Below are 19,549 nucleotides of genomic sequence, written 5' to 3' on the forward strand. Positions count from 1 at the left end.
TTGTGGATACGCAGGACGAGGGAATGTATGGATACCAATCCCGTGATATATGGGAGGGTGAGCGACCATAAGAAGTGTGGAGTTATCAAGCATGGTTATACTATTTTTAACCAAATACTACCAATTTGGTCGTTAGGATGGATAGGGGTACGTTAGAATATTCTGTATTCTGGCTATCACTCACCCCCACTATCCAAACCCAAATTGGATGTTTAAGAAACTCTAAGAAAACAAGAGCATTTTGAAGATATTTTAATTATATAGAGGGAGGAATGATTTTGAACATTTTAAATGAAACAGAACAAAATCAAGGATACAGATTATTATTTGACGGCCAAACATTAAATGGCTGGGCTGCAACAACTCATCCAGAAGGTTGGCTAGCACACAATGGAATGATTATTTGTAAAGGTGGGACGAACGGTTATTTGTATACGATTGATCAATTTGAAGATTTTATTTTGCAGTTAGAATATCGAACAGAGCCAGGTGTCAACAGTGGTATTTTTTTCAGATGGACAGACCTTGAGGACCCAGTGAATACTGGTCTTGAGATGCAAATTTGGGACACTTTCGATCAGAAAGAAATGGCCAAGAATAGCTCAGGTGCCTTATACGATCTCGTCGCACCTTCTTCGAATGCGGTTCGGCGAGCCGGCGAATGGAATGAAGTGATGATTAAATGCGACCGTAATTTGATCGAGCTTACATTAAATGGCACAATGGTTGTGGAAGCGGATATTGATCAATGGTCCGTTGCCGGAAAAAATCCGGATGGAACAGATAATAAGTTTATATATGCTTGGCGTGATCGTCCACGTCGAGGCCATATTGGACTACAAGATCATGGCGGCTATGCTGAATTCCGCAATATCAAACTTTGTCTTCTAGACTCAATCACTCAATGATAGAAGGAGAATTTAAAAATGGAGAAAAAATATAAAATAGTGGGCTATGCTGGAGACGGCTCCTTACCTAGTATCCGTACTGAAGATGCTTTGACATTAACTCATTTAAATGTTGCATTCGGCCATGTAGTCAAGGATGAAATTCGGGTCGATCATTTGCAGAACCTAGATCGTCTTAAGGAATTAAAGACGATCAATCCAAATCTCACCATATTATTGTCTGTTGGTGGATGGAGTGCCGGGGGATTCTCAGAAGCGGCTGCAACTGTCGAAGGAAGAAAGCTTATGGCCGACAGTGCTGTAAAAATAGTAAAGGAACATTCTTTTGATGGGATTGATCTTGATTGGGAATACCCTTGCTATGGTGAAGCAGGCATTCATTCCTCGCCGGCTGATAAAGAAAATTTTACCTACTTACTGAAAGACATTAGAGAGGCATTGAATGAGCTCGAAAAGGAAACCGGTAAATATTATCTTTTGACGATCGCTGCAGGTGCTGATCAGTATTACATAGATGGAACTGAGATGGGGGAGGTGCAAAAGTATGTAGATTATGTTCAGTTGATGACATACGACTTGCGTGGGGGATTCCAAACGTTAACAGGGCACCATACGAATTTATATACGCCAACCGGGGATCTTTTCAGAATTAGTGTCCATCAATCTGTCAATCTATTTGTTCATGCTGGGGTTCCGCGTGAGAAGATTGTGATAGGGGCCGCATTTTATTCTCGTATGTGGAAAGATGTGCCCGATAAAAATAATGGGTTACATCAAATGACGGCGGGATCAGGAGGATATGGTCCAGATTATTCTCAACTTGCCGCTCATTATATCAACATGAATGGATTTACCCGTTTTTGGGATGACGAGGCGAAGGCCCCCTATCTTTTTGATGGCCGTACTTTCATTACCTACGATGATGAAGAATCGATTCAACATAAATGTAAATATGTAGCGAGCGAAGAATTGGGCGGAATAATGTTCTGGGAATACAAATGCGACAATACTCATCGTCTCCTAGACGCGATGGATAAGTCGCTAAACTACTAATCAATTAGTAGAAGAGAGAACAATAGATAATAATAGAAATGATAACGTGCTCCTACAAAGTGATGCTATTGGTACTTTTTAGGAGCGCCTTCTTTATGTACTTCCATCTTTAACATGACCTATCCTCATATATTGAGCCAGTTTGTTTAAACAGGTCTGTCCAGTGTTGGAGAACAAACCTGTTTTTTTTAAAACTCATCCCAATAGCCTGGATTCACTTTTTGATGACCCCGTTTTTAAAAGCATAAATGACGGCCTGCGTGCGATCCTGAACCTCCAGCTTGCTTAAAATATTGCTGACATGGGTTTTAACCGTTTTTAACGCGATAAAAAGTTCATCCGCCATTTCTTTGTTTGTTTTTCCTTGTGTCATGAGGTTGAGAATTTCCATTTCTCGACTCGTTAAATCCTCATGAAGTGAACGTTTGCCCTGATGCTGAAACTTCTTCATCATTTTATCCGTAACTTCAGGTTCAAGCACTTTTTTTCCTTTATGGGCAGCACGAACGGCATCTGCGATATCACTTGCTTTGGAAGTCTTGAGTATATAGCCAGTAGCCCCCGCTTCTAGGGCAGGATATACTTTTTCATCATCCAAAAAGCTTGTGACGACTAAGATTTTTGCTTCTGGCCATTGAGCGATGATCGCAGATGTTGCTTCAATTCCATTCATTTGTTCCATGACCAAATCCATTAAAATGATATCGGGGCGAAGGGATAAGGCAAGTTCCACGCCTTGCATACCATTCTCCGCTTCACCGATTACCTCAATATCAGGTTGGATCGATAAATAAGCGGAAACGCCAATCCGAACCATTTCGTGATCATCCACTAATAAGACCTTAATCATTTCACTTCTCCTCCTGATTGGTAGTGCGTGTTCAAAAAGGAGGATAAAAAGGACCCGTCGGCTAAAGGCGCTGACGTCCTGTCAGCAACGCCGACACTAGCACATCCTGTGCGTCGAAAGTTCGAGGCGGCGCAGTTTCGAGCAGCGGACTTGTACAGGATGTACTGACTTCTGCGTTGCCCACAGGACGTGGGCGAATTTAGCAGAAGATCATTATCCTGATACATGAGCAGCACAGAAACAAGCCAACGAAGAAATTCGCAGTGTCATTTTTACCGGACTTTTTGAACATCCTCTAGTAGAGGAATTTTCACTTCAATACTCGTTCCTCTCCCCGGAAGGCTGACTAACTTGATCGTTCCTCCAATTTCAGCCGCTCTCTCTTTCATATTCGTCAACCCATAAGAACCGGCCTTTTGATCATCTACATTGAATCCTTTCCCGTCATCCATCACTTTTAAAAATAAATATTGATCCACTTCCATCATATTCACTTCCAATGTCCGTGCTTTTGCATGTCTTAATGTGTTGGAAACAGCTTCTTGCATGATGCGGAATATGTGGTCCTCGACACCTTTTTGCAAGTGAACATCCTGTAAATTCCAAGACACTTTCATTGGAAGTTTAGCTGTTAATTCAGACAAAACTTCTTGCATTCCGACTTTCAGGCTCTTGCCTTCCAATTGAATCGGCCTCAGATGAAGAAGTAAAGCTCTCATTTCTGATTGCGCCTCATTGATAATCTCTTCGACCATTATCCGTTGTTTTGCAGTCGTTTCACTTGCTGGATCTGGGCTTTGATTAATGGCGGATAATAGCATCGTTGCAGCAAAAAGTTGCTGGCTGACAGAATCATGAAGCTCTCGCGCAAGCCGATTTCGTTCTTGCGTCAGAACTTCTTCTTTCATTTTGTTGCTCCACCTCATTCGTTCGTTGGAGAACTTTTGTTGTAGCCCTGCTTGCTCCTTGAGGCGGTTACGTATACTCTCGATTCCTTGCCAAATAGCTGGAAAATCTCCCTTTTCTAGCTGAGAGCCATAATCTTCGTCGTAATTCCCTCTTTCTAATTCCAAAAGGCTTAACTCTACTTTTTCTGCTTTTTTGTCTAGTGAACTTCCAACCGTATAGCCAGTAATGAAACCGATCAATGGGAAAACAACGAATATAAACAGCAAATTGGAGATTAAAAAAGTCTTTTTCCGCATGAGGAGCTCATCCCAATTGATATCAACGGTCCATAACAACATGAATAAGACGAGTAGAAAAATGCAGAAGGCTAATAACGCAAAGTAAATAGAAAATGTTCTGGCCATTTTCATGTGCGTCTCACCTCTACATCTCCGAAAGCAACATTGGTAATGATTTTGATCCTTCTGGTTGATACTTCATTATTTTCATCTGTATAGTAGATGACATTGGAATTCAAAAGCTCTTCTTCATGGTTAAATATTTTCAATTTCCCACTGATTGCGGAATGATTAACGGTAATAGAAGCATCAAAAGGAACAATAAGATGAATATTTCCAATAAAGCCACGAATAAGAACGATGCTGTCTCCTGGAGGAAGCATGGTCATTCCCAAATCAATGATCGTATTTCCGAACCCACATTGTATATTGATATCATCCCATTCAAATACTTCATTCACGACCCTATGATTTCCGGTAAGTCTATTTTTGATATACGGTTTTTTCCTGTTCACTTTTGCTTTTGTACCAGGTGGAACTGTTTTTATGACAAGTTTTTGTGCCTGTTTTTTGGCTTTTGAATACTGGATAAGACCGTAAATCACCGCGCCGATCATAAGAATTTTAAAAAAGGCTGTAGACATGATGGGAATGATGGTGAGTAATGCACCAATAATGAAATAAATCTTCCCCGCATCCCGGCGTGCTTTCATTAAGCCATAATAAATGAGGAAACAACCGATGAGAAGAGGGACGAGTAGCTTCCAATTAAGTAAAAGCTCCAAAGTGATTCCAGTTGTTGCAATGAGCATAAACCAGCCGATTCGACTTTTTCGGCTAAATTTTTTCATGATTGTCCCTCCAATCGGTTGCGGTTAGATTTATTTTATCACAAGAACGCTTTATTGCGCGAAATCTTCTTTATTCATGTCTTTTGCAAGCTGTTGGATCCGAGCATCGAATATGCTGATTTCATACTCATCATTAGCTTTCTTTTCCTCACGCTCGAAGGACATTCCAATGCTTTCAAAGTTTTCAGCAGCAGATCCAAATTCAGCCTCCTTAAGTACTTTGTTCATTTTGTTTTTCATCATGACCATGTTTTCTTGCCCCATAAGTTCCAGTCTTTTCATCTGCATATCTTTCAACTTTAATTGCATTTCTTTATATTTGTGCTCAAGTTCTTCCAATTGTTTTACGGAATTCTCATAGGCCTGTTTCAAACGTTCAGCCCGCTCTTCATATTGAGCCTGTTCCCGCACGGCAATTTCTGCCAAATCTTCAGCGCCTGCTTCAAGCGCTATCGCTCCCTGTTGTTTACGTTTTTCGGCCATTTTTTCGGTCTGTGTCCATTCGGTATGAAATTCATCCTTCAAAAGCTTTTGCCTGCCAATTAGCTTTGCTGCTTTTTTCACTTCTCCCTCGCATTCCCGCAAATATTTATTAAGGAGGGAGACCGGACTAGATTGTTTCTCTTTGCTGCTTATTTCCTGAAAATCCTCTTTAATCGCCTGTTTCATTTTTTCAAAAAAATCATGCATTTTTTTAAACTCCTTTATTCTTTAGATTTTTTTCAAGCTCGTTCCATTGGCTTTCAAAATTTGTAAAGGGATCATCTTCTGGATTTGTGTCTTCGGCCTTTTCTTTTTTCCAGTGTTTATAGCCCACATAAAGAATACAGATGGCCGCTATTCCTACCAAAGCCGGTAAATTTCCGAGTAATCCTGACAAGCCGATCAGACCGATAATTCCCCAAAGTATTTTTTGTCCTGTTGACTCTGTTTTTAAAAATTGTTTAAGCGAATAGTAAACAATCAGCAAGCAAATCGCAAAGCCGATCATACTCCCAAGATTTGTCAGAGCAATGATGGCTAAAATGATACCCAATAGTAAGATACAAAACTTTTTCATTGCTTTTCCTCCTTTCTTTTGAACTATCCTAATCATAAATAATTCTTCTTTATCTTTTAACGATCCGCGGCCTTGTTTTTATCTAAGTCTAGAGACCGATGTATTAAATGGATAAAGTGAAACATTATTCAAAATTCCTATAATAGGTGTTCCGACAGTTGTTATTCTAAGGTTTACATGGATACCATTCATCAGTCCAATTAGCTCTTTTTTGATATATTTCTACCAGATAAAAACCATCCAATTACTGCTATACAGATAAGTACACCCCAAAAAACAATCGTCCAAACGGTACTATGTGGGAAGGCCTCAGGCAATATCCCCACGTTTTTATGGGAAAGGGTAATCACCGCCAATTTTACTCCCACCCATGCAACAATTAGGAAAGCAACTGTTTCTAAACCAGGGCGCTTATCTAGAAGTTTCACAAACCAAGTGGCCGCGAATTTAATTAAAATTAATCCGGCAATCGTACCAATGACAATAACGGCAAATTTTCCTCCATCCAATCCGCCAAATTGTGGCAATCCGGTATCAGGTAATGTGACAGCAAGTGCAACAGCTGCAAGGACTGAATCAATGGCAAAGGCAATATCGGCTACACCGATTTTGGCTACGGTTGGCCAAAAATCGGTTCTGTCCTTATCCGTACGATCGTCCTTTTGTTTTGTTTCCGACTGGAAAAATTTTTTATAAACATGTTTACCGCCTATGTAAATAAGATAGGCAGCACCAATCGCTTGCACCTGCCAAACGTTTGCCATAAATGAGATAAGGAAGATTGAAACAAAGCGAAAAATAAAGGCCCCCAAAATCCCATAGTTGATGGCTTTCTTTTTTTGATGATCTGGTAAATGCTTGGCAATGACAGCAATAACCAGAGCGTTATCAGCAGACAATATCCCTTCTAAACCGATTAATATCAGCAATGTCCATATATACTCTAACCAGAGTGAATCCATCAAAAGCCCTCCTTAAAATATAGCCTATCTATAGTATGGGGTAGTGTTTTAAAAAAATGTGGCAAGTTCTTTTATGTTAAACAGATCGGTATTGTTTTATAATGCATTTATTTTGAACAAAATCTCGATCCAAGTGTTTGGTTATCAATCCACCATTTTTTATATACGTATATTTACAAAGTGAATAAAGCTAAAGATTCAAAAGGCTAGGCCTATGAAAAATCTGTCTTTCCCTATATACTTAGAAAATAATCTAGGTTGAATACAGGGTGTTTCATTGAAAGTTGGAATGTCAAATTTGTTGGGGAGGAAGTAAATGTTAAAAGAAGCCGAAATGCAAGATGCACGATTAGCGGCACAACTTGCTCTATTGTTGTGGCCCAGTCATTCATTAAGGAGATGGAGGAACTGATTGGATCACCTAATGCTGCTGTGTTTTTAGCTTTTCATCATGATACAGCGATTGGTTTTGCCCAATGTCAGTTACGGCATGATTATGTGGAAGGCACCACTTCTAGTCCGGTAGGGTATCTTGAAGGGATTTATGTGATGAAATCATTCCGCAAACAGGGGTACGCTAAACGGTTAGTGGCCGAATGTGAAGCATGGGCAAAAGGAAAAGGATGTAAGGAGTTTGCTAGTGACTGTGAATTAGATAATGAAGAAAGCTTTGCCATGCATATTCGCTTAGGCTTTCAGGAAGCAAATCGGATTATTTGTTTTAAGAAGAGGTTGTGATGAAGACCGTTTATTTAGAAGACTATACGATTAAAAAAGTGCAGGAGAATGATTCCCTGCAAGTGATCGACTTTATGATGAGGATTCGGAGGGAGATCTTCCCGATGTTGCCAAAAGATCAACTACCTGCAGACCTACTTCATTTTCAATCATTTTATCTTCAACGAAAAAGTGCCATTCTGTATGCTGCATATTCTCAAGCTGGGCAAGTGTTGGGCACGATCGGTGTATGCCCATATGATGGTCGATTCTCCCAGTTGCAAACGTTCTATCGTCACTGGCCAACCGCGGAAATTGTCAAATGCTATGTGGATCCGCTTGCTCGGCGACTAGGGATTGGGACGAGGCTTTTTCAGGAAGCATTGCAATTTTGCCACGATGTTGGTTACCAAAAACTGTATTTACATACACATCCATTTTTGCCAGGGGCGATTCCATTTTGGCAGGCAAAAGGTTTTGAGGAAAGATGGATGGAGGATGATCCGGTTTGGCAAACATTGCATATGGACATGAAACTATAACATATGCACGGCATAGAATATCGGAATGAACGGTAAAATATTTCAGCTTTTTAGATAGTGGAGGGCGAAATAAAGATGAATAAAAATAAACGATTATTCGCTATTCTTAGTTTAGCATTCATTGCGATCATTCTTTTCATGGTGTTACGTCCTACGACCAACTCAGAAGAGGGAATCTGTGCCCAAGCCTCAAAGCAATTGGAAGCTCCAAGTAAAGTTCGATTTATAGATTATTCTTCAAAATTAGTTTTTTGTGAAAGTAAATCAGGCATAATGCCAGTGCTTACCGAAAAAGAGTTCACGAAAATAAGGAAAGCCTTCCATGAATTGGATTTCCAAGAGTTTAAAGAGGAAAAAGTGGAAAGGGGATTGATCAGTTGGCAAGTTGATAAGGATCTAAAAGAGAAATTTTCGATGATCAGTGGATTTGCGAATGACGAGGTAAAGTCTATCATCATAAATAGTGAGGATGGTGTACAACCCAATCGATTTTTCATTCGTGATAACTTGTGGTTTTGGTATTTTACATTTGATGAAGAGAAAGTAAACATGCCAGTTGAAGTAACCGCTTTTGATGAAGAAGGTAATATTATTTCTGAGGAAGAGGAGTAATTGTGGAATAGTGCCCGGCTCTCGAATGCCCGAGATTGACTGGACAATAAAAAGGTCCACATACAAAGGTTTATAATGCCCGAGAGTGGATGGGATAAAGAAAAAGGGTCACATACAGGTTTATAATGAAGATTTGTTTTATGACGCCCGAATTACGTAGAAAGCGGTGTTTGGTTATAAATTCCTTTGCTATAACCAGGTGCTGATTTTACGAATAATTCCGAGTTTAACCAGAACCTGGTCATGAGTTTTGTCTCGTTTTTTAATGGGTAAAGGTTTTACATGATCACCCATAAAAGGAGAGATTGCATGCAGAATAATCATAGACCAGAACTTAAGACGCAAGAACCTCAAGATAATTATTTGGAACCTGATCGTCAATCCCAAATGAATCCTCAACCTAAGATTGAGGATGATGATTATAAGGGAAGCGGCAAATTAAAAGGGAAAGTGGCCATTATTACAGGTGGTGACAGTGGAATCGGTCAGGCAGTTGCGGCTGCGTATGCGAAGGAAGGAGCCGATATCGCTGTTGTCTATTATGAAGCCCATAAGGATGCAGAGGAGACAAAAAGGCTTGTTGAAAAATATGGTCGAACATGCATAACCATCGCGGGAGATGTGGGAGATGAACGTTTTTGTCAGCAGGTTGTACAACAAACGATCGATACTTTAGGCGCCCTCGATATTGTCGTCAACAATGCGGGAGAACAACATGTTTGTGAACGTTTAGAGGATATCACGAATGAGCAACTGGATCGTACTTTTCGAACCAATATCTTTTCGATGTTCTATTTGACCAAAGCAGCCATGAAACACTTAAATGAAGGCGCAGCGATTATTAATACCACATCGATTACAGCTTATAAGGGAAATCCAATCCTTATGGATTATGCTTCGACAAAAGGAGCGATCGTCGCCTTTACACGTTCCTTATCACAAAATCAGGAAATCTTGGATAAAGGAATTCGTGTAAATGGAGTTGCACCAGGTCCAATCTGGACGCCGCTTATTCCAGCCACTTTTCCAGAAGATAAGCTCGACTCATGGGGCACGGACGGTCCGATGAAACGACCTGGGCAACCATCTGAACTTGCGCCAGCTTATGTTTATTTAGCATCTAAAGATTCTTCCTATGTTTCTGGACAAGTCATCCATGTGAATGGTGGAGAAGTTGTAAATGGGTAATGGGTGCATATTTTTATAAAAATCAACATTAATTTAAAAAAATGGTGGTATGATGGATATTCATACTACCGTTTTTTTATTTTAGACAAGGGGGAAAGCATGGATACGTTAATAGATGAAATAATCGAATGGATTAGAGAGGCAGATCAACGGATTGTGATTGGCATTTCCGGGCATGGAGCTGCTGGAAAAACAACATTTGCCAAAAGGATCATAAGTCAATTGAATCAAAAGGAAGTGAATTATATGAATACAGATCCCTATATTGTCAGTTCGGCGTTACGAAAGCAAAGCGTGATCGACTATACCTATCAAAATAAAAATCATCGTTATAAAATGACGGCTTGCCATCCAGCCGCCCATCATTTGCCTTCTTTGGAGAGAGATGTCCAGATGGTGAGAAATGGTTTAGATTTGTATACGATCAATACGCATTATAAGAAAAGTAAGCTCATTTCTGCGAAAAACAAGCTAACGATCGTGGAAGGAATGAGCGTCGCCTTTATCAATCCAGATTTGTTTGATTTAAAAGTTTACTTTTATACAGATGATGAAACGGAATTTAAAAGAAGGTCGAGCCGTGATATTTCAGAAAGGGGCACTGATATTCATTATTTACAACAGTCTCATGAAGAGCGCCGCATTCAATATAAGGTATTTATGCACCCATACAGTGAGCATTTTGATATCATCATCAAAACTTCTAATGAAGGAAGCTGTGTTGAGAAAAATACATTTGCATGGAAGGGATCAAATATTAGAAGTTGGTGATTAGAGTCAATAGAGAAACTGAAATCAAAAGCTTCGTAATATATGGTTAGAAGGCTCCTGAGACTAAGATTATAGTGGGAGTGATTAGACGTTAGAATTCATTACGATGGTGGATAACACTTATTCTCTTCAAACAAATCAATATAAATTAAGCCTCAAGCCTCAGAATTGAATCGGCAGCTGACACCTATTAATGAACATCTCTTCACTCCAGTAATTCGAAGTGAAGAGATATTGTTTACTGGAAATATGCGATTTGGGGGACTTATTGTTGCTGCAGTGATAATTCAAGAAGTTTTTCCTCATGCTGAGTTACTTTACCTAGCAAAAAGTTTGTGGTTTTCTGTGTATCTGTTAAGTCCATACGCAATCCATCAACCTTTTTTTCTAATCGATCAAACCTCTGGTCCATCCTTTTGTCCATTTGCTCAAATTTAAGTTCCATCTGTTCAAACCGCTGATCGATTTTCTCAAACCTTTGATCGATCATCTCAAACCTTTGATCAATCTTCTCAAATCTTTGATCGATTTTCTCAAATCTCTGATCAATCTTCTCAAATCTTTGATCAATATGTTCGGCATGAAGTCTAAACGCATTTAATATTTCTTTTAGCATTGTTTCTTGTTCCATTTCTTTCACCTCCTTATGTATAGTATAGTGGAATTCTAATAAATGACAAGTAGATTTGCAACAAAGCTATTTTTAAAAAGTAAATGCAAATAGTAGGGCATCAACACCGAAGCTGCCCGTCCTGCTTGAATATTGTGCATTTATCCAATCAAGAATTGGCGTATGAATAATGGAAATTTGTTGAATGATGGTCAAGATGATAGAAATTGGGATTTAATGAACATATTATCAGCGGAAATACGGTGGGAACGATTTAGTATTTGTTTGCATCAAATCCATAAACCTCCAAAAGAATACGAACTGTAATATCGTTTTGGAATATCTAGTTATCTGTAATCCACAATCTATTTCAGTAATATATCTCGACTGTTACCAATATTTCCCTTTTGTAACATAAATACTACTCTGTTGTCATTTAATTGTCACATTGGCCTGATATACTATGGATACCAATATGACATAGGGAGACTATTAAATTGAGAAAAGTAGTATTTTCAATGATTACGGTTTGTATGTTAGTCTTTGGCTTTTCTGGTGTTTCATCAGCCGCAACTACTACATATAAAGTAAAAAAAGGCGACTCTTTATGGAAAATCGCCACAAAACATAAAGTTTCGGTTAATCAACTTAAAACTTGGAATGGCCTAAAAAAAGATCTGATTAGACCAAACCAAGTGTTAAAAGTCACGAAACCCGCAAAGGCTAAAACAAGCGCGAAAAAGGCAGTGAAGAAAAAAACAGTAAAGAAAAAAACTTCTACAAACAAAAAAACGGCAGTAAGCAAAAAAGCTACATATAAAACAATGACAGTAAAGGCTACTGCCTATACGGCAAGTTGTAAAGGGTGTAGTGGGATCACAGCTACAGGCATTAATTTAAAGAAAAAACCAAATGCCAAGGTAATCTCCGTTGACCCTAAAAAAATCCCACTCGGCACAAAAGTGTATGTGGAAGGATACGGGGAAGCGATTGCCGGTGATACGGGCAGTGCGATAAAAGGAAATAAAATTGATTTGCATATGCCTACTAAAAAGAAAGCTCTTAACTGGGGAGTCCGGTCAGTAAAAATTAAGGTTTATCAATAAAAGATGGAAAATTGAATGCAGATATGTTTAGAGAAGCACCTTCCCCGAATGGTGCTTCTCTTACTTTTTAGTATATTTTAACGAAAGCCAATTGGATAGACCTTTGGCTATTGAATAAAAATTGAAAAGGAGAATGCATTAGGATTGATTTTAAACTTTTAAAGAATTCAAAGTAAAATATCATATTTTCGAGTTATTTTACTGTTGCAAGTAAAATAACTTCCTTATTAGCTAAAACTTTTCCAGATAAAATGGGTTTGTCGATGCTCTCCATATTTTCAGGATCCATAATAACAATGGGTGATACAATGCTTTTGGCATTTTCTTTCACTTTTTCAAGGTCAACCGTGACGAGAATATCACCTGATTTTACCTTTTCACCTTCTTTAACATGTGAAGTGAATCCCTCACCATTCATGGAAACCGTTTCTAATCCAATATGGATTAAAATTTCTGTACCATTCATTGTCTTTATTCCAACCGCATGCTTTGTAGGGAACACTTGGATGATTTCTCCATCGACTGGAGCAACAAATCTCCCTTCATCAGGTAAAATGGCAATACCATCTCCCATTAATTTTTGTGAAAAAACTGGATCTGGCACATTTTCTATCGGTACGATATTACCTGAAGCAAATGCTTTAAGTTCGATCGTCTTTATTATCTCTTGTTTTTTTCCGAAAAGTCTTTTAAACATTAGAACACAACCTTTTTTAATGTATCATTCCTATATTGATAGGAGTATAGGCTCCAATTTTTCCATCTAAGCTTCGCTTTCCCTTCTACAGAAATCAAACATTGATTTTTGATAGTTTTTTTATAATACCTACTTGAGAAAACAATTTGACCATTATTAAGAAAAATTTCTAAGGAAGTACGGTCCAAGTACATATGAATGTTGTCTATTTTATTGATTTTACATTGTCTTGTTTCAAGTTTAGAATGATTAAAGTTTTGTCTTTCTAACGTTACAATGCTATCTTTCCGATTAAAAATAAGCTTGCAATGATTGTGTATTTGAATTTCCCATTTATTCCCTTCAAATTGTTCAATATCAATTATGATCTCTTGAAGTTCGCTGTCAAATAGAACTTCTTTTTCTTCATTTGCAATGGAGAAAATCTCAGACCTTGCCTTATTTCGTAATTGTTTAAGCTCTTCGATTGGTTTTTGGTATAAACGGCCATCTTTTACGGTTAATTCTCGGGGAATCGTCAAACTATGAATCCAGCCACTTTTGATTGATTGGTGTGTTTGCTCTTGTTCATCTCCCATGCCCATCCAGGCTAATAAAATCCTTCTCCCGTTTGGATCTTCAAACGTTTGCGGGGCGTAAAAATCAAAACCATGATCAAGTTCATGAAATGTCCCGTGAACATATTTGTTCGTTTTGCTGTCCCATTCCCCGATAAAATAGCCGGATTGATATAAATTTTCATATTGAAATGGCTGTGCTTCCAATCCTTGGGGGGAAACGATGAGAATGTCCTTTCCATTTAAAGAAAAAAAATCTGGACATTCCCACATATAGCCAAAATATTTAGAAAGAGAAACACCATTGCCAGCTAGCGGACCTTGCCATTGCCAATTGATTAAATCATTCGATGCAAAAACAGCGGTTAAACCTTCTAATTCTTCTGTTTGTGCACCAATAACCATCAACCACTTATCTTCTTGCTTCCATACTTTTGGATCACGAAAATGAGGGGTGAATCCTTTAGGTAAATAAATAACAGGTCCTTTTTTTTCAAAATGAACACCATCATCAGATACAGCTAAACATTGATATGTTTCCCTGCCACCCTCTGTCGTTTTCACATTCCCAGTATAAAAAAGATACAATTTACTATCGTGTACAATCGCTGAACCAGAATAACAGCCGTCCTTTTCATACCATTCACTTGGAACTAACGCTGGTGGATGTTCTTCCCAATGGATGAAATCCGACGAGGAGTAATGTCCCCAGCATTTAAATGTATGATTTGTATCAAATGGATTCCACTGATAAAACACGTGATATTTGCCTTTATAATAAACTAAGCCGTTTGGATCGTTCATTAGACCAATCGGTGGAGTTAAATGAAAAGCAAGTCGATTTTCATCCTGATGTTGGTAATCTATTAACCTTTGAAAAATTTGATTTCTAAGCTGAATTTCTGTCTCCATATTGAACTCCTTATTTACATATAATCATTGCTAGAGAAGAGCGGTATAGAGTAGAGAAGTACTCTCCACCGCTCATATATGATCTTTTAACATTAGCCGTTTACAAACTAATTTTTATTCAAATCTTTCACCGATTTATCAGAAAATCCGAAGAGCCATGTTAAAATAAATGCCGTTCCAATCGCAACAATATTTACAAGTAGGTATAACAATATTTGGCCGTTTAAATAGAGGAGCGTCCCAGGGATTACAGTGATCGCCATCCCAGTTGCTTTTAGACCAAATATAGCAGATAAGAAACCTCCTACTCCACCGCCGACTAAAGCGAATACAAAGGGTTTAAAATAACGAAGATTGACTCCGAAAACAGCCGGCTCTGTAATTCCTAAGAAAGCTGATAGAGAGGAAGGAAGAGCTAAAGCTTTTAATTTTGCAGACTTTGTTTTTAATCCAACTGCAAGCGCGGCACCACCTTGTGCAGCAACAGAACATGTTACGATCGCATTATACGGGTTATTACCGAAGGCTTCTAACAGCTGAATTTCCAACATATTAAAGATATGATGGACACCGGTTACAACGATAAGTTGGTTTAAGCCACCGATTATAAGACCACTAATGCCTAATGGCCATTCTAATATTGCCTTGAAAATGGATAGAATAATATTTTCCGCTGAATGGAAAATAGGTCCGATGACAAATAACGCCAAAGTAATCATGACTAATAATGTTAAGAATGGCGTCACAATTAAATCCAATACCTCGGGAACTCTTTTTCGGATCCAGCGCTCCAGTTTTGCTCCGACAAATCCTGTAATAAATGCCGGCAATACCGAACCTTGATAACCCACAACTGGAATAAAACCAAATATTTTAATAGGATCAACATCACCGGATGCTACTGAATAAGCATTTGGTAATGAAGGACTAACAAGCATTAATCCTAAAACTAATCCGATCGTTGGATTACCACCGAATACACGAAATGCAGACCAGGCAACTAATGCTGGTAGAAAAACAAATGCTGTATCAGTTAAAACTTCAGTAAATAGGATAAAGTTCTGAGAAATATCATCTGGAGTTAATCCAAATAAACCTAAAATTTGTTCTTGCATGACAAGTCCACGTAAACCCATAAACAATCCTGTAGCTACAAGGGCAGGAATAATGGGAACAAACACATCACCAAAAGTACGGACGGCACGTTGGAAACCACTTCCAGCTTTTACCGCTTCTTGGGCTTGTTCTGATTTAGTTGAGCCGCTAATCCCTAGTTTGACTACCTCATCATACATCCGATTAACCGTTCCAGTTCCAAAAATCACTTGGTATTGCCCGGAGTTGAAAAAAGCCCCTTTTACTTTTTGGATATTTTCCACACGTTCTTGATCAATCATATCCTGATCTTTGACCATTAATCGTAGTCTTGTCGCACAATGTGCTGCAGAAATAATATTGTCCTTTCCGCCAATCGCTTCAATTAAATCTTTTGCTATTTGACTATTTTCTGACATAGATCATCACTCCTTAAGATTTATTTGCTGTACGATTCCCGCTCATATGGGGAATCGATTCCACAACACCTATAAAATAATCATTATGCTATTTAAATTCTATCTAGGGAATCGATTCCACATTGTTCACAAGTAAATGAGATCGAGCTAAGAATTATACAGCATTAACTATATTATAAAGTATTCCCAATTATTAATCTATAATTTAATACAATTTTATCTGCTTCCACACTCTCCTGCTTCATTTTTTTATATAAAATCTCAGCTCCTGCCTTTCCTGCTTTTTCATTTTCATAATCAATCGTCGTCAGCTTTGGGGATGAATACTTTGATAATTCAGAAGCACCAATGCTGACAATCTTTATATCTTCCGGAATTCGTATGTTTTTTTCGTTTAAGTAGGACATTGCACCGATTGCAATTCGATCAGTCGCGGCAAAAACCGCCTCTGGTAAGTCTTCATTATTTTGTATTATTTTTTTCATGCACTCATAACCCGACTCTAAACGAAAACTTCCGATTTCAATCCATTTTTCATTTACAGGTATATGGTTTTCTTTTAACGCATCGATATACCCCCTTTTTCTTAAAACCCCTACGGCTTGGTCCGTCTCATGTACACCAATATAAGCAATTTTCTTTTTGCCCTTGTTCATAACTGTTTGTGTTAAAAATTTTGCAGCTTGGTAGTCATCGTAATAAACGGATGGTACGCCGGGCATATTTTGTCCAATTACGATGAATGGAACACGTAATTTCTGTATTTCCTCCACAAGTTCCTGCTGCACATTTGTAGCGACTAGTATAATTCCGTCCACCTGTCGATTCGCCAATAACTTTAAATACTCAATTTCTTTTTCAACTTGTAAATTTGTAATAGCTAACAAAATTTGATAACCGTGTTCACTTAAGACTTTATCGATTCCACTTACTACTTTACTGGAAGTTTCAGTACTAATTTTCGGTAAAATAACCCCGACGACTTTTGTTTCTTTTGTTCGAAGTGACTTTGCCTGCTGGCTAGGAATATAACCAGTTTCTTTTATCACTTTCAGGACCCGCTCTCTAGCTTCGTTACTTACATAACCGTTATTATTTAATACGCGAGATACAGTAGTGCGGGATACATTCGCCATTTTAGCGATATCTAAAATTGTAATCATTACTTGCAACTCCATTAATTAACTATTTTCTTTGATCGCTCCATATTCATTATTATCAATTTTGAAGGTAAAATCTAGTATTACAGCTAAAAAGCTTTCAATACTTTTATGAAAATGAGCATTCATGGTAATAATCGTATTTCTCCAAGTTTTTCCTCTCCTTTTTTATTTCTACTGGTGGTTCCAATTAAAGGGGGCTTTTTTTGCCTTTGGGCACCGTCTGCTTATCATGAGTAAGGTCGGTCATTCCCATCCTATCGCCAGATGTTCATAAATTTATATCAAAAAAACATGTTTACATATTATAAAATTTTGATATAATAAAAACGATCTAACATTTAAAGGAGGCAATATACCATGTTCAAAAGTGGCAATGTGACTGTAATGGTAGCGGATTTAAAAAGGGCCGTTCAATTTTACGTCGAAACTCTTGGATTAAAGCTACAAAACGGAATGGACGAGCATTTTGTACAGATCGAAGCACCAGGATTAACAATTGGACTCCTGCACCTTGCCGAAGAACAAGAATCTCAACCGGAAAAATCGGGAAGCATGTCTATTGGATTTGAGGTTCAAGAATTAGAGTCAGCCGTTGAGACATTGAAATCCCGCGGTGTTGAATTCCATGATTCTGTTGATGGTAAAGCAGCCCAGGTCGTACATTTCAGCGATCCTGATGGTAATACCCTTTACTTGGTTAGTAGTCGTTAAAGCAAAGGAAGAAAAAGAGACAATAAGAATTTTTCTGCTTATATGTGGCAGCGTGATTGTAAACCTGATCGCCGCGCCGCTCCTGCCGAAACCCCAAGATGGCTGGAACAGTAGCAGTCTGCGTAACGGTTTTCGGGCAACTGTTACTTAAAAGTAGTTAAAATTTATAAGGGAGGCTCTTCGCTTGAACGAATTGTTCATACTCGGAGAATTGATGAATAACCCGATGCATGGTTATTTGTTGCATCAGATTTTAAACGGAATTGTTGGACCTACGCGAAAAGTCAGCTGGGGGGCGCTTTACCCGCTTATTCACGGCATGCTTGCAGACGGTTTGATCGAACAAGTCCCCGACGAACAACCGGAGGGAGCTAAACGGGGAAAAGGAAAGAAGAAAAAGATTTATAAACTCACAGATGAAGGCAGAATGCGTTTTTTCCGGTTAATGGAAGAACCGATTCCATACTCACCGGATTACGAGCTGCATTTTTATACGAAGCTGAAGAATTTTGGTCTGATCAGTAAGGAATTACAATTTTTAATTTTACACCAATACAAAGATTTCCTGCGGTATGAGATCCGCCACGAGGAAGAACGTTTGGAGTATGCGAGCAAGGATGAACGGATTCCCCAGGGAGAACAGCAGTATATTCTGATCTTTTTCCGGCATCGGTTAGAAAAGCTCCGTTTTGACGAAGCGTGGGTTTTACAGTTAATCAATAGCCATCGAGAGAATGGAGATGGGATTGAAAGGGAGTGAACACCGGAAAGCTTAACCACTGATCAAGATTCAGAGGAAGAGATTTAAATGACACAAATGTTCTCGTTAATAGGAAATGAGGATGAAAGATAGCACATTTCACAATAGCTTGATTCAAAGCCTTACATCCCCAATTTCTTAACTTTCATACTAAGAAATTGGGGATTTTTTTATTTCTTCTTGATCAATTGATGGATTGTATGAATGGGATTTATCACAATTAAAGATGCTATATCGTGGTTGGCGGCGAGTCCTTTAGTATAATGGACCAGATAACCTTTGAAAGGTGACCATGTAGGAAGTCGGAAGTCTTTTAAGAACGGAACCGATTAAACGAGCAAGAGCAGCTTGTGCAAAAGGGGAAATCCATAAAGCCACTTTAAAAGAGGTGGAGGATCAAGAAATTGAAAAACTTGTACAAATGTCCATATATAGCGGAACAATTTGGCTTATTGATTCATTTCACTTATTGGAAACATGAATTTTTCCTTTTTGAATACTTTCTTTTCTTTATCATTATTTGGAAATTTTATAGTGGGCATATGTCACATCGATAGCATTGTTATATTGTTTTATTTGGAGATGAAATTCGGTTAAGGATCACCAAAACGTCACTCATTATGATACAATTTTAAAAGGAATAGAAGTTCAGTAAAAATTGTAAGCGTGAACATTAAGTTTTATGATCGAAGGTAGTGTCAAAAATTCTATGAAAACAAAAGCCTAAAGTAGCTCTAAGGTCTAAATGTGGTGGTAAGCTGCCGCAATCGCTCTTGACAAACACGCCAATGGTTTGAATTCAGGCTAACAAGGGCGAA

20 protein-coding genes and 1 pseudogene are annotated in these 19,549 nt (G+C 38.4%); 10 read left to right on the forward strand and 11 right to left on the reverse strand.

Annotated features, from left to right (window positions below):
- Positions 1-278 precede the first annotated feature (278 nt).
- The gene (locus tag KI363_RS19790) at positions 279-908 is read left to right on the forward strand and encodes a 3-keto-disaccharide hydrolase (protein ID WP_212967387.1); all 630 of its coding nucleotides are present in this window, start codon (positions 279-281) and stop codon (positions 906-908) included.
- 18 nt (positions 909-926) lie between these two features.
- A complete protein-coding gene (locus tag KI363_RS19795) occupies positions 927-1,961 on the forward strand; it encodes a glycoside hydrolase family 18 protein (protein WP_212967388.1) in 1,035 nt (344 codons plus the stop codon).
- A gap of 214 nt (positions 1,962-2,175) precedes the next feature.
- On the opposite strand, the gene KI363_RS19800 is transcribed toward KI363_RS19795, so the two are convergent.
- The 6 genes from KI363_RS19800 to KI363_RS19825 all read right to left on the reverse strand — a co-directional run bounded on the left by KI363_RS19800 (position 2,176) and on the right by KI363_RS19825 (position 6,871).
- The gene (locus KI363_RS19800; RefSeq protein WP_158323190.1) at positions 2,176-2,811 is read right to left on the reverse strand and encodes a response regulator transcription factor; all 636 of its coding nucleotides are present in this window, start codon (positions 2,809-2,811) and stop codon (positions 2,176-2,178) included.
- A gap of 272 nt (positions 2,812-3,083) precedes the next feature.
- Entirely contained in the window at positions 3,084-4,130 is a 1,047-nt protein-coding gene (locus KI363_RS19805; protein WP_158323191.1) for a sensor histidine kinase, read from the reverse strand.
- Positions 4,127-4,849 carry a cell wall-active antibiotics response protein LiaF gene (gene liaF / locus KI363_RS19810; protein ID WP_158323192.1) on the reverse strand — a complete coding sequence of 241 codons (723 nt, stop codon included), beginning with the start codon at positions 4,847-4,849 and terminating at the stop codon, positions 4,127-4,129. Before liaF ends, KI363_RS19805 begins: the two co-directional genes overlap by 4 nt.
- A gap of 51 nt (positions 4,850-4,900) precedes the next feature.
- Positions 4,901-5,539 carry a PspA/IM30 family protein gene (locus KI363_RS19815; protein ID WP_158323193.1) on the reverse strand — a complete coding sequence of 213 codons (639 nt, stop codon included), beginning with the start codon at positions 5,537-5,539 and terminating at the stop codon, positions 4,901-4,903.
- 4 nt (positions 5,540-5,543) lie between these two features.
- Positions 5,544-5,909 carry a lmo0954 family membrane protein gene (locus KI363_RS19820; RefSeq protein ID WP_158323194.1) on the reverse strand — a complete coding sequence of 122 codons (366 nt, stop codon included), beginning with the start codon at positions 5,907-5,909 and terminating at the stop codon, positions 5,544-5,546.
- Between the two features lie 200 nt (positions 5,910-6,109).
- Positions 6,110-6,871 carry a TerC family protein gene (locus KI363_RS19825; protein WP_158323195.1) on the reverse strand — a complete coding sequence of 254 codons (762 nt, stop codon included), beginning with the start codon at positions 6,869-6,871 and terminating at the stop codon, positions 6,110-6,112.
- Between the two features lie 316 nt (positions 6,872-7,187).
- Here KI363_RS19825 and aac(6') point away from each other — a divergent pair.
- From aac(6') to KI363_RS19850, 5 genes and pseudogenes are all read left to right on the forward strand, one after another.
- A pseudogene (gene aac(6') / locus KI363_RS19830) lies at positions 7,188-7,609 on the forward strand (aminoglycoside 6'-N-acetyltransferase).
- On the forward strand, positions 7,609-8,130 hold the full coding sequence (locus KI363_RS19835; protein WP_212967389.1) for a GNAT family N-acetyltransferase: 522 nt from the start codon (positions 7,609-7,611) through the stop codon (positions 8,128-8,130). Before aac(6') ends, KI363_RS19835 begins: the two are co-directional and overlap by 1 nt.
- Before the next feature lie 75 nt (positions 8,131-8,205).
- Entirely contained in the window at positions 8,206-8,742 is a 537-nt protein-coding gene (locus KI363_RS19840) for a hypothetical protein (RefSeq protein WP_212967390.1), read from the forward strand.
- Between the two features lie 309 nt (positions 8,743-9,051).
- Positions 9,052-9,930, forward strand: coding sequence for an SDR family oxidoreductase (locus KI363_RS19845; protein WP_212967391.1), 879 nt, complete (start codon positions 9,052-9,054; stop codon positions 9,928-9,930).
- 99 nt (positions 9,931-10,029) lie between these two features.
- Positions 10,030-10,701, forward strand: a complete 672-nt coding sequence (locus KI363_RS19850; protein WP_158323200.1) for a uridine kinase family protein — start codon at positions 10,030-10,032, stop codon at positions 10,699-10,701.
- A 265-nt stretch (positions 10,702-10,966) separates the two neighbouring features.
- On the opposite strand, the gene KI363_RS19855 is transcribed toward KI363_RS19850, so the two are convergent.
- On the reverse strand, positions 10,967-11,332 hold the full coding sequence (locus KI363_RS19855) for a hypothetical protein (RefSeq protein WP_212967392.1): 366 nt from the start codon (positions 11,330-11,332) through the stop codon (positions 10,967-10,969).
- Positions 11,333-11,808: 476 nt separating this feature from the next.
- Between KI363_RS19855 and KI363_RS19860 the strand changes: the two genes are divergently transcribed.
- The gene (locus KI363_RS19860; protein ID WP_212967393.1) at positions 11,809-12,417 is read left to right on the forward strand and encodes a 3D domain-containing protein; all 609 of its coding nucleotides are present in this window, start codon (positions 11,809-11,811) and stop codon (positions 12,415-12,417) included.
- Positions 12,418-12,610: 193 nt separating this feature from the next.
- Here KI363_RS19860 and KI363_RS19865 read toward each other — a convergent pair whose 3' ends face one another.
- The 4 genes from KI363_RS19865 to KI363_RS19880 form a co-directional block, all read right to left on the reverse strand.
- Positions 12,611-13,114: a PTS sugar transporter subunit IIA gene (locus tag KI363_RS19865; RefSeq protein WP_212967394.1), complete on the reverse strand. Its 504-nt coding sequence runs from the start codon at positions 13,112-13,114 to the stop codon at positions 12,611-12,613.
- A complete protein-coding gene (locus tag KI363_RS19870; protein WP_212967395.1) occupies positions 13,114-14,583 on the reverse strand; it encodes a glycoside hydrolase family 32 protein in 1,470 nt (489 codons plus the stop codon). Before KI363_RS19870 ends, KI363_RS19865 begins: the two co-directional genes overlap by 1 nt.
- 107 nt (positions 14,584-14,690) lie before the next feature.
- Entirely contained in the window at positions 14,691-16,097 is a 1,407-nt protein-coding gene (locus tag KI363_RS19875) for a sucrose-specific PTS transporter subunit IIBC (RefSeq protein ID WP_212967396.1), read from the reverse strand.
- Positions 16,098-16,270: 173 nt separating this feature from the next.
- Entirely contained in the window at positions 16,271-17,260 is a 990-nt protein-coding gene (locus KI363_RS19880) for a LacI family DNA-binding transcriptional regulator (protein WP_212967397.1), read from the reverse strand.
- A 357-nt stretch (positions 17,261-17,617) separates the two neighbouring features.
- Here KI363_RS19880 and KI363_RS19885 point away from each other — a divergent pair, with 357 nt between their 5' ends.
- Together KI363_RS19885 and KI363_RS19890 are read left to right on the forward strand one after the other, a co-directional pair.
- Positions 17,618-17,971, forward strand: coding sequence for a VOC family protein (locus KI363_RS19885; protein ID WP_158323212.1), 354 nt, complete (start codon positions 17,618-17,620; stop codon positions 17,969-17,971).
- A gap of 184 nt (positions 17,972-18,155) precedes the next feature.
- The gene (locus tag KI363_RS19890) at positions 18,156-18,731 is read left to right on the forward strand and encodes a PadR family transcriptional regulator (protein ID WP_212967398.1); all 576 of its coding nucleotides are present in this window, start codon (positions 18,156-18,158) and stop codon (positions 18,729-18,731) included.
- The last annotated feature ends 818 nt before the right edge of the window (positions 18,732-19,549 follow it).

Origin of the sequence: Lederbergia ruris (assembly GCF_018332955.1) — a bacterium.
Taxonomy (GTDB): domain Bacteria; phylum Bacillota; class Bacilli; order Bacillales; family Bacillaceae_C; genus Lederbergia; species Lederbergia ruris.

Coding starts and splice junctions, on each gene's coding strand:
- KI363_RS19865 (WP_212967394.1), bottom strand. CDS start 13,114: ATGTTTAAAAGACTTTTCGGAAAAAAACAAGAGATAATAAAGACGATC.
- KI363_RS19820 (WP_158323194.1), bottom strand. CDS start 5,909: ATGAAAAAGTTTTGTATCTTACTATTGGGTATCATTTTAGCCATCATT.
- KI363_RS19885 (WP_158323212.1), top strand. CDS start 17,618: ATGTTCAAAAGTGGCAATGTGACTGTAATGGTAGCGGATTTAAAAAGG.
- KI363_RS19840 (WP_212967390.1), top strand. CDS start 8,206: ATGAATAAAAATAAACGATTATTCGCTATTCTTAGTTTAGCATTCATT.
- KI363_RS19880 (WP_212967397.1), bottom strand. CDS start 17,260: ATGATTACAATTTTAGATATCGCTAAAATGGCGAATGTATCCCGCACT.
- KI363_RS19825 (WP_158323195.1), bottom strand. CDS start 6,871: ATGGATTCACTCTGGTTAGAGTATATATGGACATTGCTGATATTAATC.
- liaF (WP_158323192.1), bottom strand. CDS start 4,849: ATGAAAAAATTTAGCCGAAAAAGTCGAATCGGCTGGTTTATGCTCATT.
- KI363_RS19805 (WP_158323191.1), bottom strand. CDS start 4,130: ATGAAAATGGCCAGAACATTTTCTATTTACTTTGCGTTATTAGCCTTC.
- KI363_RS19875 (WP_212967396.1), bottom strand. CDS start 16,097: ATGTCAGAAAATAGTCAAATAGCAAAAGATTTAATTGAAGCGATTGGC.
- KI363_RS19850 (WP_158323200.1), top strand. CDS start 10,030: ATGGATACGTTAATAGATGAAATAATCGAATGGATTAGAGAGGCAGAT.
- KI363_RS19835 (WP_212967389.1), top strand. CDS start 7,609: ATGAAGACCGTTTATTTAGAAGACTATACGATTAAAAAAGTGCAGGAG.
- KI363_RS19795 (WP_212967388.1), top strand. CDS start 927: ATGGAGAAAAAATATAAAATAGTGGGCTATGCTGGAGACGGCTCCTTA.
- KI363_RS19815 (WP_158323193.1), bottom strand. CDS start 5,539: ATGCATGATTTTTTTGAAAAAATGAAACAGGCGATTAAAGAGGATTTT.
- KI363_RS19800 (WP_158323190.1), bottom strand. CDS start 2,811: ATGATTAAGGTCTTATTAGTGGATGATCACGAAATGGTTCGGATTGGC.
- KI363_RS19845 (WP_212967391.1), top strand. CDS start 9,052: ATGCAGAATAATCATAGACCAGAACTTAAGACGCAAGAACCTCAAGAT.
- KI363_RS19870 (WP_212967395.1), bottom strand. CDS start 14,583: ATGGAGACAGAAATTCAGCTTAGAAATCAAATTTTTCAAAGGTTAATA.
- KI363_RS19855 (WP_212967392.1), bottom strand. CDS start 11,332: ATGGAACAAGAAACAATGCTAAAAGAAATATTAAATGCGTTTAGACTT.